The sequence below is a fragment of the Bacteroides sp. HF-162 genome (genome assembly GCF_015679285.1).
Classification (GTDB): domain Bacteria; phylum Bacteroidota; class Bacteroidia; order Bacteroidales; family Bacteroidaceae; genus Bacteroides; species Bacteroides uniformis.
Genome location: NZ_CP064937.1, coordinates 339975 through 353676, shown reverse-complemented (window position 1 = coordinate 353676; position 13702 = coordinate 339975). Strand labels below are relative to the sequence as shown.

The following is a 13702-nucleotide window of genomic DNA, read 5'->3' as shown; positions in this document are numbered from 1 at the left end:
AGCGATGAATAGAGATATGAAATATATACAGGTTGTTGTGGAGCTGTTGCTGTGCTGCTGCCTATATGCTTGTAGTCCCTGTCCGGAGTCTGTACAGCCTGCAGACCGGTTATTGGAGCTCTATCCTGAATATCAGGATGTAACCATTCCCTGCAATGTGGCTCCTTTGAATTTCCTTGTGCGGAATGAAGGGGTGGATGCGGTGTGCGTGAGTGTAAAGGGAGCATCGGACAGCTTGCAGATAAACGCGCGTGGGAACAAGGCGGTGTTTCCCTTGAAAGCCTGGCGTGCATTGTTGGAAGCGGAGAAGGGGCATACTTTGGAAGTGACTGTTACTGCCCGTACCAGCGGTCGCTGGCTACGCTATCCTTCTTTTGCATGGCAGGTGGTGGCGGACAAGCTTGACGCCTATGTCAGTTACCGTCTGATAGAACCCGGTTATGAAGTATGGAATGCCTTGCAGATACGTGAACGGTGCATTGAGAATTTTGAAGAGCGTATTTTGGCGGATAACAGTCAGACAGACGGCAAATGCATGAACTGTCATGTGCACGGAGGAAATAGTGGCAACCTTTCGATGTTCCATCTTCGGGGCGAGGGAGGGGGGACTATCCTGAACCGTGACGGCAAGCTCCGTAAGCTTGCCTTGAAGAATGGACAGATGATATCTGCGGCTGTCTACGGGGATTTCCATCCTGACGGGCGGTATGGTGTGTTCTCGTCTAATGTGATTATTCCCATGTTCCATACGGAAAGTAACCGCCGTCTGGAAGTTTACGATACCGTCTCCGATTTGGCTGTCGCCGATTTTGACGGAAACCGGATGATTGTGTCTCCGCTTACGGCGGATTCCACCGTATTAGAAACTTTTCCCACTTTCTCTGCCGACGGGAAATGGATATATTACTGCTCGGCTCCAGCTGTTCCATTGCCGGACAGCGTACAGCAATTACGCTATTCGCTTTGCCGCATTGCGTTCGATGCCAATCACGGCACCTGGGGCGACCGCGTGGATACCCTTTGGAATGCCCGGCTGGAGAAAGGCTCCGTGTGTCATCCGAAAGCTTCACCGGACGGCCGCTACCTGCTCTATACCGTTGCTGATTATGGAACATTCCCCATTTGGCACCGGGAGACGGAATTGCAGCTGATGGATTTGCAGACGGGTGCCATCGATTCCCTGCCAATGGTCAACTCCAACCGTTCGGACACTTATCACAGTTGGTCGTCAGGTAGCCGTTGGTTTGCCTTTGCCAGCAAGCGGGGTGACGGGCAGTACGGGCGGGTTTATTTTGCCTATCTGGATGCCGAAGGAAAGGCGCATAAGCCTTTTGTGCTACCCCAGTCCGACCCTGAAAAAGACGATTTGACATTGAAATCCTACAATATCCCCGATTTGTCGGCCACTCCCGTTCCTTTTGATGCTTCTTCCATCAAGCGGATAAACCGGCAACTGAAGGCTGAGGAATTCAAATGACAAGACATACAGAGAGTAACAGATTGTAAATAATAAATTGTAAATAGTAAATGTTCTTATTTCTGAAAAAGACTTGGAAGATAGGGCTGTCGATACTTTTCGGCGTAGCGGTGCTTCTCTTTTGGGGAAACGTATATCCGGCCCATATTTCCTATCAGGAGCAGTTCCAGCTTTTCTTGTTCGATGCCGACTACTGGTGGAAACGGATAGCGGTTCCCGGTGGGTTGGCCGATTATATCGCTGAGTATCTGACGCAGTTCTATTATCACGTGTGGGCGGGAGCTTGTATTCTGGCTTTTTTGTACGTGTTGTTGCAACGGTTGGTTTGGAAACTGGCGAAGGAGCAGGGTGCGGCTGATGTGTATTATCCGCTGAGTTTTCTGCCTATCATTGTCTTGTGGCACTTCATGGGTGATGAAAATGCGATGCTGTCATTGGTGGTGGCTCTGCTGTTAGCATTGTCTGCATCCTGCTGGTATGCGGATTTAAAGGGGAAGTGGCTGCGTGTGGCGTACATTCTGATAGTCCTTCCGCTACTTTACTGGACAGCGGGTGCGGCACACTTTATCTTTATGGGCTGGGTGATTGTACGCGAGTTCTTGTTGAATCTTAAAGGTAAGAATTTCTGGGGTGGTGTCGGAGTGTTCTGGGGGGTAGGATTGTGGGGTATCGGCTGTCCGCTATTGGCAAGCATGTGGGTACAATTTCCTATTTACCGTCTGATGGGCGGTATAGGATATTACCGTTTCCCGGCAGTGATTCCCTGGATAGAGATAGGGCTTGCCGTATTGCTGGTTGTCCTCCCTTTCCTGCTGGCCGCTTTGCCCGCTTTGAAGAAGAAACCGGTATTTTATGGAGTTCTGCAAGTGGTGGCGGTAACATTGTTCGGTTATTACTACGTGGCAGCCGGTTGCGATATGGATAAAGAGGAAGCGATGGAGTATGACCAGCTGGTACGTAATAAACAATGGCAGGAGGTTATAGAAAAGGCAGAAGAGAAGTCGCCGGTTTCACCTTTCGGCGTGACCTGCCTGAATCTTGCTTTGGGAAAGATGGGACAGATGGGCGACCGCATGTTCGAGTTTTACCAGAACGGGACGGAAGGGCTGCTACCGGAGTTTCAGCGTGACTTTACTTCGCCGTTGCCCACCAGTGAGGCGTATTATCATTTGGGGATGGTCAATACGGCACAACGTTTCACTTTTGAGGCGATGGAGGCCATACCTAACTTCAACAAGAGTGGCCGTTGCTTCAAGCGTCTGGCAGAGACGAACCTGATAAACGGGCAATACGAAGTGGCAGCCAAGTACCTGCGTTTGTTGAGGAAGACAATCTTCTATAAGGATTGGGCGGAGGATGCCATGACCTATCTGTATAATGAGGAAAAAATCAATGCCCACAAGGAGTGGGGTTGGTTGAGGCAGATACGCTATACGGAAGACTTCTTGTTCAGCAGCCAGGAAACGGACATCATGCTGGGGCTGCTTTACCAGCACAACCACCGGAACCGGATGGCATTTGAGTATATGCTGGCCTATGTCCTGCAGCAACGTGATTTGGAACGTTTCATGAAGTACTATCCGCTGGGTAAGCATGCCGGCTACGACCATATTCCCCGCAGCTATCAAGAGGCGTTGATATATGTATGGACACAGACGCACAAGAACTTCCAGGGTATGCCGTGGAGCATTTCGCCCCAAGTGGTGCGGGATGTAACGGAATTTGCGCGGATATATACCTCGCAGCAGAATGCCCGGCAGATGTTGGAGGCGCGTTTCGGCAGTACATACTGGAATTATTTGCTACTAAGAAAGTAAAATGAAAAAGATGAAGAATATAGCTGTTTGCATAATGGCTGCATGGTGGTTTGCCGCTTGCAGCAATTCGGTGACTTCCCCGGAAAGGGTGGATGAATGGCCGGATATCTATCCTGACTATATCGGTGTGACTATTCCTGCAACCATTGCTCCCATGAATTTCAATTGTATTGGCGGAGCGTACGAACGTGTGGATGTGACCGTGATCGGAGGAAAGTCCGGAGAGATGCATGTTAATGATAAAATAGTATCATTTCCGCAAGAGGCATGGCTAGAGCTTTTGGAGGAGAACAAGGGTGATAGCCTTCAGTTTACGGTATGTATCCGGAAAGATGGCGAGTGGAAACAGTACCGCTCTTTTCCCATGTATGTCAGTCCGTATCCTATAGATTATGGGGTGGTATACCGCAAGCTGGCTCCCGGATATGAAGTTTATAGCAAGATGGGCATTTATGAGCGCGACCTTTCTTCGTTCGAGGAGCGTTCCTTGCTGGAGAATACCATGGTGCCGGGCATGTGCCTGAATTGTCATGCTTTCAACAAAACAAATCCGGACCATCTGAGCCTGCATGTCCGTGGAAAGAACGGAGGGACCTTGATGCAGATAGACGGGAAGCGCGAAATGCTGGATACGAAAACGGATTCCACTCTCTCTGCGGCTGTATACCCTTATTGGCATCCAAGCGGCAAATATATTGCCTATTCTGTCAACAATACGCGCCAGTCTTTCCATGCTGTGAAGGATGAACGTGTGGAAGTGCTCGACTTGGAATCGGATGTACTGGTCTACCATCCCGAGACACATGAATTGCTGCTCTCCCCCTTGCTTCAGAAGAAGGAAGTCTTCGAGACTTTTCCCGTGTTTTCACCGGACGGACGCAAATTGTATTTCTGTGCAGCGGAGGCCAAGCCGATACCGGCGGAATATAAGGAAATACGTTATAGCTTGTGCAGTATAGATTTTAACCCGGAAGACGGGACATTTGGCGAAACGATAGATACGCTGGTCAATGCGGCAGCTATGAAGAAAAGTATCTCCTTCCCGAGACCTTCGTACGACGGCGAATATATCATGTTTACTTTGTCGGATTACGGGAATTTCTCAATTTGGCATAAAGAAGCCGATTTATGGTTGTTGGATTTGAAGGATGGCGGTATGCGTCCCATAAAGGAGGTGAACAGCGATGATACGGAAAGTTTCCATAATTGGAGCAGCAACTCTCGATGGTTTGTGTTCAGTAGCCGCAGGGGAGATGGGCTTTATACCCGTCTGTATCTGGCAAGTATGGATGAGAATGGGGTGGTGGGTAAGCCTTTTCTGCTTCCTCAGGAAAATCCGTGGGAGTATTACGACCGTCTGGTTTACTCGTACAATGTTCCCGATTTTACAAGCGAATCGGTGAAGCTGGAACGCCGGAAGGTGGAACGGGGAATTGTCTCGCGGAAGCGCGTTCCGGTGAAAGTAAGATGATACGTTTTTTATATTCTGTTTTTTAATATAGTAAAGGGATAAAATTGTATCATTTTCTCTTGGTGCAATCCGCTATCTTTGTACTAGGAATTAGTGGTACCAATAATAATACCGTAATTGAAAAACATGGATATGAGAAAAGTAAAATTTGTTACGATGATGCTGGCGGTGAGTCTGTTGACCGCCTGCGGTTCTTCCAAGAAAGAACAGAGTGTGAATGAAGAGACGGCTGCTGCACGTACGCAGGAAACGGAGAGATTACTGGCTAACTTGAAGAAAATCCCTTCCAAAGGTATCATGCTCGGCCATCATGACGATACGGTATATGGTATCGGCTGGGAAGGTGAGGAAGGCCGTTCGGATGTGAAAAGCGTGTGTGGCGACTATCCGGCTGTCATCAGTTTTGATTTGGGAGAGTTGGAACTAGGGAATGCCGCCAATCTGGATAAGGTGCCCTTCGATAAAATCAGGAAAGAGATAATCAATCAGTATCAGCGGGGCGGCATGGTTTCGCTCAGTTGGCATGCGCGCAATCCTGAAACGGGCGGTGATGCCTGGGATGTATCGGATACGACGGTGGTGAAGTCCATCCTGCCCGGTGGAGAGAATCATCAGAAGTTTGCCGGCTGGTTGGGAGGAGTGGCCGATTTCCTTCATTCGTTGAAGACGGCGGACGGCGTGAAGATACCCGTACTTTTCCGTCCCTGGCACGAACACAGTGGCAGCTGGTTCTGGTGGGGCGAGAAACTGTGTACCCCTGAAGAGTATAAGACATTGTGGCACATGACAGTGGACACTCTGCAGGCCAGGGGAGTGGATAATGCACTCTATGCTTACTCTCCGGGCACGGAACCCAAGGACACAACGGAATATTTGAAGAAGTATCCGGGCGACGAGTTGATAGACGTTATTGGCTTCGATACCTATCAGTTCGACCGGGATACCTATCTTGCCGGGATGGATAGGGCACTTTCCATTATCGACAGTATAGGGAAAGCACACAATAAGGTGATTGCTGTGACCGAAACCGGTTACGAAGGAATCCCCGATGCCAAATGGTGGACAGGTACTCTGCTGCCTGCGTTAAAGAAATATTCGCTTGCTTATGTGCTGGTGTGGCGCAATGCCCGTGAAAAGGTGACCCATTACTATGCCCCCTATCCGGGACAGACATCTGCGGAGGATTTTGGGGAGTTTTATAACAATCCCAAGACGCTGTTTGCAGCCGATGTAAATCTGTATCAATAAACAAACAATCAATATAACAGACATGGAAGCTTTTAAAGAAAAGGTAGAGAGGCTCTTTCAGAAACACGAAGAGCTGATTACGAGAAAGAATGTGGCCGTGGAAGACGGCAATGGCATATTCACACGTTATAAATATCCGGTAGTGACGGCTGCTCATACACCTGTATTCTGGCGGTATGATTTGGATGAGAAGTCCAACCCGTACCTGATGGAACGCATCGGTATGAATGCGGCCATGAATTCGGGGGCCATTAAGTGGAATGGCAAGTATCTGATGGTGGTACGTGTAGAGGGCGCTGACCGCAAGTCGTTCTTTGCCGTAGCCGAGAGTCCCAACGGCATTGATAATTTCCGGTTTTGGGATTACCCTATCACCATGCCTGAAGATACGATTCCGGCAACGAATGTATACGACATGCGTCTCACGGCTCATGAGGACGGCTGGATTTACGGTATCTTTTGCGCCGAACGCCACGACGACAATGCGCCCGCCGGTGACTTGTCATCGGCTACGGCTACAGCTGCCATTGCCCGCACCAAGGATTTGAAGAATTGGGAACGCCTGCCCGACCTGAAGACCAAGAGTCAGCAGCGCAACGTGGTGCTGCACCCGGAGTTTGTAGATGGCAAGTATGCCCTCTATACCCGTCCGCAGGATGGCTTTATTGATGCCGGTAGCGGTGGTGGTATCGGCTGGGCGCTGGTGGATGACATAACCCATGCCGAGGTGAAGGAAGAGAAGATTATCGACCAGCGCTACTATCACACCATCAAGGAGGTGAAGAATGGTGAAGGTCCGCATCCCATCAAGACTCCGAAAGGCTGGTTGCATCTGGCTCATGGTGTCCGCGGTTGTGCCGCCGGATTGCGTTATGTGCTTTATATGTACATGACTTCTTTGGAAGATCCGACGAAACTGATTGCCACTCCCGGTGGGGCCTTTATGGTACCCGAGGGTGAGGAGCGTATAGGTGACGTAAGCAATGTGCTTTTCACCAACGGCTGGATTGCCGATGAAGACGGAACTGTATTTATTTACTACGCTTCTTCTGACACGCGGATGCATGTAGCCACTTCTACCATTGACAAGCTGGTGGACTATTGCATGAATACGCCTGCTGACGGCTTGTCTTCATCAGCCTCGGTAGAAACGTTGAAGAGACTGATAGACAAGAATCTGCAGATAATGAAATAATAAAAATACAACATACTATGGCAACACTAAAAGAGAAAATCGGTTATGGTTTTGGGGATATGTCTTCCTCTATGTTCTGGAAAATATTCTCCTATTACTTACCGTTCTTCTATTCGAATATTTTTGGCTTGAGCTTGGCTGATGCAGGATTGCTGATGCTGGTGACACGTATTTGGGATGCAGTGTCCGATCCGATGATGGGAGTCATTGCAGACCGTACTCATACGCGTTGGGGCAAATACCGTCCTTATTTATTATGGATTGCAGCTCCTTTTGCCATTGCTGGGATTTTACTTTTTACAACGCCCGACATGGGGACAACGGGTAAGCTGGTATGGGCTTATGTCACTTACATCCTGATGATGACGGTATATACGGCAATCAATGTACCATACGGGGCTATGCTGGGAGTAATGACTGATGATTCGAATACAAAAACGGTTTTCTCTTCTTACCGTATGTTTTTTGCATACGGAGGTAGTTTTATCGCTTTGGGAGCATGGGAGCCATTGTGCAATTGGTTTAAATCAATGGACTATAGCAATGCTTCCAGTTGGCAATATGCCATGGTATGTATTGCCACGCTCTGCTTTTTAGGCTTTCTGTTTTGCTTTAGCATGACGCGCGAGCATGTCAAGAGTGTGGCGTCCGAATCTATCGGCAAGGATGTGAAGTCGCTGGTGCGCAATTCGCCTTGGTGGATATTGAACGGTGCGGCGTTGCTGTCGAATTTCTTCAATACGGTGCGTGGAGCTACTGCCGCCTACTTCTTCAAGGACTATATCAGTGCCAATGCATTCCTCGATTTCGGGGTATTCAATCTGGTGTTGTATGCCGGTCTGTTCCTGATGGTGGGTGAAGTGTGTAATATGATTGGTGTGGCGCTGGCTGTGCCTCTTTCCGTGAAGTTTGGAAAGAAGTCAACCTATATCATTTCGCTCGTGTGCCTGGTAGTATTCAGTGTGCTCTTCTTCTTTGTGCCGAATGACGGGCTGGGATGGTGGCTGATGATGATTTTCCAGGTGCTTATCTCCATTTGTACCGGTATCGTATCCCCGCTTATTTGGAGTATGTATGCCGATGTGGCCGACTATGCCGAGCAGAAGGACGGTACGTCATCTACAGGGCTGATATTCTCTTCTGGCTCTATGGCACAGAAGTTCGGCGGTGCATTTGCTGGCTGGGCAGTAATGGCGCTGTTGGCATTCTTTGGTTACAACACTGCAGAGAATGCTGTGCAGACGCCCGAAGCGCTGGATGGCTTGAAGTATCTGATGAGCTTTATTCCTGCTGCGATAGCTGCACTTTCCATTCTTGTCGTATTCGTCTACCCGTTGAACAAGACGCGTATGGCAGCCATCAATGCAGACTTGAAAAAGCGTCGTGAGAACCTTCAGCAGAATAACTTATAACTTAAACTCATAGAATAGTGGATATCAAGAAGATGAAGCAGGAGATGGAGGAGGAGTTGGTCTCCAATATCCTCCCCTTCTGGATAAACAGAATGACGGATGAAGTGAACGGCGGCTTCTACGGCCGTATCACGGGTCGAGAGGAGGTGAAGCCCGAAGCTGAAAAGGGGGCCATCCTGAACGCCCGCATCTTGTGGACCTTTTCGGCTGCATACCGCTTGCTGAGGAGGCCGGAGTATCTGGAAACGGCTACGCGTGCCAAACGCACTCTTATCGACCGTTTCTACGACAATGAATTTGGCGGAGTTTACTGGTCTCTCGACTATAAAGGCAATCCGCTCGATACCAAGAAGCAGATTTACGCTTTGGGTTTCGCCATCTACGGGCTGAGTGAATATGCTCGTGCCACGGGCGATGATGAAGCACTGGCATATGCCATCCGCTTGTTTGAGACGATTGAAGAGCATAGTTTCGACCCCGTGAAGAACGGTTATTGTGAAGCCTTGACCCGCGAATGGGGAGAGATAGCCGACATGCGCCTCAGCGCCAAGGATGAGAACGAGCGCAAGACGATGAATACCCATCTGCATATTTTGGAACCTTATACCAACCTTTTCCGGATATGGAAGGATGCTCGTCTGGAGAAGCAGCTTCGTAATTTGATAGGTCTTTTTACTGAACGGATTCTGAATATCAAGACCGGCCATCTAGAATTGTTCTTCAATGATGATTGGGTGAGCAAGTACCGAATTGTCTCCTACGGGCACGATATCGAAGCTTCCTGGTTGATACACGAGGCTGCCCTTGTTCTGGGCGATAAGGAGCTCCTGGAGAAAGTGGAACCACTTGTAGAATACATCGCTGCCGCTGCCGATGAAGGATTGACGCCCGACGGCAGCATGATATACGAGACTTTTCTGGATAAGGGAAAGACCGATACCGACCGCCACTGGTGGGTGCAGGCCGAGAACGTAGTGGGACATGCCAACCTCTACCAGCACTTTGATGACGAAGTGGCCATGCAGAAGGCTCTCCGATGCTGGGGTTTCATCAAGCAGCATCTGGTAGACTACAAGTACGGAGAATGGCATTGGAGCGTGCGTGCCGACGGCACGGTGAACACCGATGATGACAAGGCGGGGTTCTGGAAATGTCCGTATCACAACGGACGTATGTGCATGGAAATTATTGAACGTTTTTCATAGGTTTTCTATCATAAGAAGATGAATAGATTGATGGTTTTGGGGATTCTTGTCTGGATGGGGATTGCGCTGCACGCGCAATCTCTTTATCCGGACTTCAGCAAGCTGAACTTCGGGTGCGACGGAAACAGCATTACCGCAGGCGAACAATGGTCTAAGACTGTAGTGGATAAACTCGGATTCGCTACACATCACAACGTGGCGGTCGGTTCTGCCACATGGGCATGCCATCCCGATACTCAGGATTATGGTAGCGAAGCTTTTGCCGGCATCTCCAGCGGTTGGCAGGCTACGGAGGATAAGCATGAGTTGCAGATGCGGCACAACAACGTGTCAAAGGTGCATATCCAGAAGTTCATAGCCGAAGTGGAAAGTGGAGCTTACCCTGCGCCCGATGTCTTTGTGTTCTCTATGGGAACGAATGACCGTAACTTGGGTAGTGCCGAAGAGGCCCTTAAAGGGAAGACGCTCGATGAAGTAGATGTCAACACCATGGCGGGCGGTGCCCGTTGGTCCATTCAGACCATTCTGGAGCATTATCCCCAATGCCGCGTATTCGTGTGCACGCCGATTCAGACCGGCAACCCCGAACACAATGCACTGAATCTGCAGAAGATTGCCATCTTGCGTGAGTTGTGCCGGGCGCTTTCCGTGCAGCTGATAGACTGTTACTCCAACTGTGGTATCACCGAAAAGTTTGAGCAGCCTTCCGGTAGCGGGCGCTATCTGCGCGACGGGTTGCATCCCGACAAACCGGGGCAGGAGCTGATGGGCCGTTACATCGCGAAGGAGATACGGAACCATTTCTTTTAGTTCCGTTCTGCATATTCCGGTTGGAATAACTTATCATTTAGGGCTTGTAAAGCCCTTTTTTGGTCTGTATTCTTAATGACGAATGCCACATCATTATTGCTGCTGCCATATGAAATCATCCGTAGGGGGATGTCCTTTAGCGCCTCCATAATCTTTGCCTCAAACCCGGCATATTCCCATTGCATGTTGCCCACCACGGAGACAATGGTCATGCGGTCTTCTACCAATACATGGGCATATTGGCGTAGTTCGGAGATGATGTTTGATAAACGAGTGCAGTCGTCTATAGCCACAGATATGTCCAGATTGGAGGATACCAGCAGGCAGAGGGGGGTACGGTACTTGGCAAAAATGTCGAAAATCTTGCTGATGAACAGATAGGGACACAGATTATGGTTCGATTCGAACTTTATGTATATGATGTGGTCCTTGGCGGCTATGGCCTTGATGATATTGTCGTCCTGCAGGTTGGAAATCAGCGTGCCTTCTGCCGATGGTTCCATAGAGTTAAGCAACCGGACGGGAATATTCCTTAGGCGTGCCGGAGCGATACAGAAAGGATGCAGTATCTTGGCACCATAGAAGGCCAGTTGTTCGGCTTCGTTGAAGCTGAGGCGTTTCACGGGGCGGGTACCTGACACCTCGCGCGGATCATTGTTGTGCATGCCATCTATGTCCGTCCATATTTGTATCTCGTCTGCTTGGAGGGCGGTGCCAATGAGGGAAGCAGTGTAATCACTGCCGCCGCGTTTCAGGTTATCTGTTTCGTTATAGGCATTCTTGCAGATGAAACCCTGAGTGATGAAGAGATTGATGCCGGGATGGCAGGCAAGCTGTTCTCGGAGTTTTTGTTCTATATATTCCAAGTCGGGTTCGTTGTCGGGGCCGGTACGCATGAAGTCGAATGCACAAAGCAGTGCATTGGGAATTTTCAGCTCGCGCAGGTAGAAATGCATCAGAGCGGTACTGATAAGTTCGCCTTGTGCCAGCACCTCCTTCTCTTCGACGGAGGTGAAAGAGTTCTTGGTAAATTTCCATAGTTGCTGGAAGCGGTCGAGGATATAATCTATTGCTTCCCGTTTCAGTTTCTCGTCGGTCAGCAACCCATTGGCAAATTCGATGAACTGGAATTCCAGCCGGGTGATGCGGTCGTGGGCTTGTTCCATTTCACGGTTGAATAAGTTGGCGGCAATCTCCTCCAGATGGTTGGTAGTGCCTGCGGTGGCAGACAGTACCACAATCTTGGGTGTTGCATCTTTAATGAGTGTTGCTACATGTTTCATTCTCTCTACGGTGCCGACGGAAGTTCCGCCGAATTTACAAACTTTCATTTCTTGTTTCTTTTTTAACAGTTTCATAATTGCATTCATCCGGAGGTTCTTTCTTCCGGCTTTTCATTTTAGGTGGTCTCTTCCCAAAATGAAAGGGGGGGGAGGACGGGGCTTGCCACCTGAGCTTGGCCTGCATAATGCCGTTGTAGCATTGCCGTGGTGGGATATTCATGCTCTGGCTGGTAGCAGGCTCTTGTCCTTTCATTTATAAAAGTTCAAAAGATGTGCCGTCGATATTCGGGAAAAGCCTTATATTTGCACACCCCTGTTTTTACCGTTATCAGTTTAAAAACTTATCGAATAGATATGAGTAAGATTCTAATCATTGATGATGAAGTGCAAATCCGTACTCTTCTGACGCGTATGATGGAGTTGGAGGGGTATGATGTCTGTCAGGCCGGTGATTGTAGGGCTGCCCTGAAACAACTGGAACTCCAAAATCCTGATGTTGCTTTGTGCGATGTATTTCTGCCCGATGGAAATGGGGTGGACTTGGTGTTGGCTATCAAGAAGGCGGCACCCAATGTGGAAGTCATTCTGCTGACAGCGCATGGCAATATCCCCGATGGAGTACAAGCCATCAAGAACGGTGCTTTCGACTATATCACCAAGGGAGACGATAATAACAAGATTATTCCTCTGATAAGCCGTGCCGTAGAGAAAGCGCGTATGAATGTACGGTTGGAAAAACTGGAGAAGAAGGTGGGGCAGACGTACTCTTTTGATTCTATCCTGGGAGAATCCAAAGTTCTGAAGGATGCCGTTTCATTAGCTCAGAAGGTGTCGGGAACTGATGTTCCTGTACTGTTGACTGGAGAAACGGGCACGGGTAAGGAGGTATTTGCCCAGGCCATCCATTACAGTAGTAAGCGTGCACGGCAGAATTTTGTAGCGGTTAACTGTTCTTCGTTCAGCAAGGAGTTGCTGGAAAGTGAAATGTTCGGTCATAAAGCCGGTTCGTTTACCGGTGCATTGAAGGATAAGAAGGGACTGTTCGAGGAAGCGAACAATGGGACTATTTTTTTGGATGAAATCGGTGAGATGGCGTTTGAACTGCAAGCCAAGTTGTTGCGTATTCTTGAAACCGGTGAGTATATTAAGATAGGTGATACGAAACCTACCCGTGTCAATGTCCGCATCATTGCCGCTACGAACCGCAACTTGTCCCAGGAAATTGTTGCCGGACGTTTCCGTGAGGATTTGTTTTATAGATTAAGCGTATTTCAGATACATCTGCCGCCATTGCGCGAACGTGCAGGTGATATCCGGCTGTTGGCGAAGGCCTTTATAAAGAGTTTTGCTGAACAGCTGGCGCGTCCGGTGGTTGAAATAGCTCCCGCATTTCTTGAAGCATTGGACTCCCAACCGTGGAAGGGAAATATCCGTGAATTACGTAATGTGATAGAACGTAGTATGATTGTTTGCGAGAGCGGACATCTGGACATTGCTGATTTGCCGTTTGATATTCAGAATGCCCATTATGAACACTCCAATGATTCAAGTCCCGGCAGTTTTGAACTTTCAGCTATGGAACGCCGGCATATTGCCCGTGTACTGGAGTATACAAAGGGGAATAAGACAGAAGCAGCCCGGTTATTGAAAATAGGTTTGACGACGTTGTATCGGAAGATTGAGGAATACAAGATCTCAGAACGCCTTCTATAATAGGGGGCTCAGTATACGACTGAGGTACCTTCGATATAGGACTGTGGCAAGATTATTTTTGAAACAGTCTT

At 48.9% G+C, this 13702-nt stretch carries 10 protein-coding genes; 9 read left to right on the top strand and 1 reads right to left on the bottom strand.

From position 1 onward, the window contains the following. Positions 1-16 precede the first annotated feature (16 nt). The 8 genes from ITJ87_RS01430 (at position 17) to ITJ87_RS01395 (ending at position 10635) form a co-directional block, all read left to right on the top strand. Positions 17-1477, top strand: coding sequence for a PD40 domain-containing protein (locus ITJ87_RS01430; protein WP_165491359.1), 1461 nt, complete (start codon positions 17-19; stop codon positions 1475-1477). 50 nt (positions 1478-1527) lie between these two features. Then, positions 1528-3294 carry a DUF6057 family protein gene (locus ITJ87_RS01425; RefSeq protein ID WP_117601309.1) on the top strand — a complete coding sequence of 589 codons (1767 nt, stop codon included), beginning with the start codon at positions 1528-1530 and terminating at the stop codon, positions 3292-3294. 10 nt (positions 3295-3304) lie between these two features. After that, the gene (locus tag ITJ87_RS01420; protein WP_370528743.1) at positions 3305-4765 is read left to right on the top strand and encodes a hypothetical protein; all 1461 of its coding nucleotides are present in this window, start codon (positions 3305-3307) and stop codon (positions 4763-4765) included. Between the two features lie 132 nt (positions 4766-4897). Continuing rightward, a complete protein-coding gene (locus ITJ87_RS01415; RefSeq protein WP_117966701.1) occupies positions 4898-6013 on the top strand; it encodes a glycoside hydrolase family 26 protein in 1116 nt (371 codons plus the stop codon). Between the two features lie 22 nt (positions 6014-6035). Continuing rightward, entirely contained in the window at positions 6036-7208 is a 1173-nt protein-coding gene (locus ITJ87_RS01410; protein WP_117601308.1) for a glycosidase, read from the top strand. 17 nt (positions 7209-7225) lie between these two features. Next, positions 7226-8620 carry an MFS transporter gene (locus ITJ87_RS01405; RefSeq protein WP_117966670.1) on the top strand — a complete coding sequence of 465 codons (1395 nt, stop codon included), beginning with the start codon at positions 7226-7228 and terminating at the stop codon, positions 8618-8620. A 17-nt stretch (positions 8621-8637) separates the two neighbouring features. Continuing rightward, the gene (locus ITJ87_RS01400) at positions 8638-9825 is read left to right on the top strand and encodes an AGE family epimerase/isomerase (RefSeq protein ID WP_117601306.1); all 1188 of its coding nucleotides are present in this window, start codon (positions 8638-8640) and stop codon (positions 9823-9825) included. 18 nt (positions 9826-9843) lie between these two features. Beyond that, entirely contained in the window at positions 9844-10635 is a 792-nt protein-coding gene (locus ITJ87_RS01395) for an SGNH/GDSL hydrolase family protein (RefSeq protein WP_117966667.1), read from the top strand. Here the strand turns inward: ITJ87_RS01395 and ITJ87_RS01390 are convergent. After that, entirely contained in the window at positions 10632-11966 is a 1335-nt protein-coding gene (locus ITJ87_RS01390) for an aspartate kinase (protein ID WP_117966698.1), read from the bottom strand. The genes ITJ87_RS01395 and ITJ87_RS01390 overlap by 4 nt on opposite strands. 306 nt (positions 11967-12272) lie before the next feature. On the opposite strand from ITJ87_RS01390, the gene ITJ87_RS01385 reads away from it, so the two are divergent. Beyond that, on the top strand, positions 12273-13631 hold the full coding sequence (locus tag ITJ87_RS01385) for a sigma-54 dependent transcriptional regulator (RefSeq protein WP_117966665.1): 1359 nt from the start codon (positions 12273-12275) through the stop codon (positions 13629-13631). Positions 13632-13702 lie beyond the last annotated feature (71 nt).

Coding starts and splice junctions, on each gene's coding strand:
- ITJ87_RS01405 (WP_117966670.1), top strand. CDS start 7,226: ATGGCAACACTAAAAGAGAAAATCGGTTATGGTTTTGGGGATATGTCT.
- ITJ87_RS01395 (WP_117966667.1), top strand. CDS start 9,844: ATGAATAGATTGATGGTTTTGGGGATTCTTGTCTGGATGGGGATTGCG.
- ITJ87_RS01430 (WP_165491359.1), top strand. CDS start 17: ATGAAATATATACAGGTTGTTGTGGAGCTGTTGCTGTGCTGCTGCCTA.
- ITJ87_RS01390 (WP_117966698.1), bottom strand. CDS start 11,966: ATGAAAGTTTGTAAATTCGGCGGAACTTCCGTCGGCACCGTAGAGAGA.
- ITJ87_RS01410 (WP_117601308.1), top strand. CDS start 6,036: ATGGAAGCTTTTAAAGAAAAGGTAGAGAGGCTCTTTCAGAAACACGAA.
- ITJ87_RS01385 (WP_117966665.1), top strand. CDS start 12,273: ATGAGTAAGATTCTAATCATTGATGATGAAGTGCAAATCCGTACTCTT.
- ITJ87_RS01420 (WP_370528743.1), top strand. CDS start 3,305: ATGAAGAATATAGCTGTTTGCATAATGGCTGCATGGTGGTTTGCCGCT.
- ITJ87_RS01415 (WP_117966701.1), top strand. CDS start 4,898: ATGAGAAAAGTAAAATTTGTTACGATGATGCTGGCGGTGAGTCTGTTG.
- ITJ87_RS01425 (WP_117601309.1), top strand. CDS start 1,528: ATGTTCTTATTTCTGAAAAAGACTTGGAAGATAGGGCTGTCGATACTT.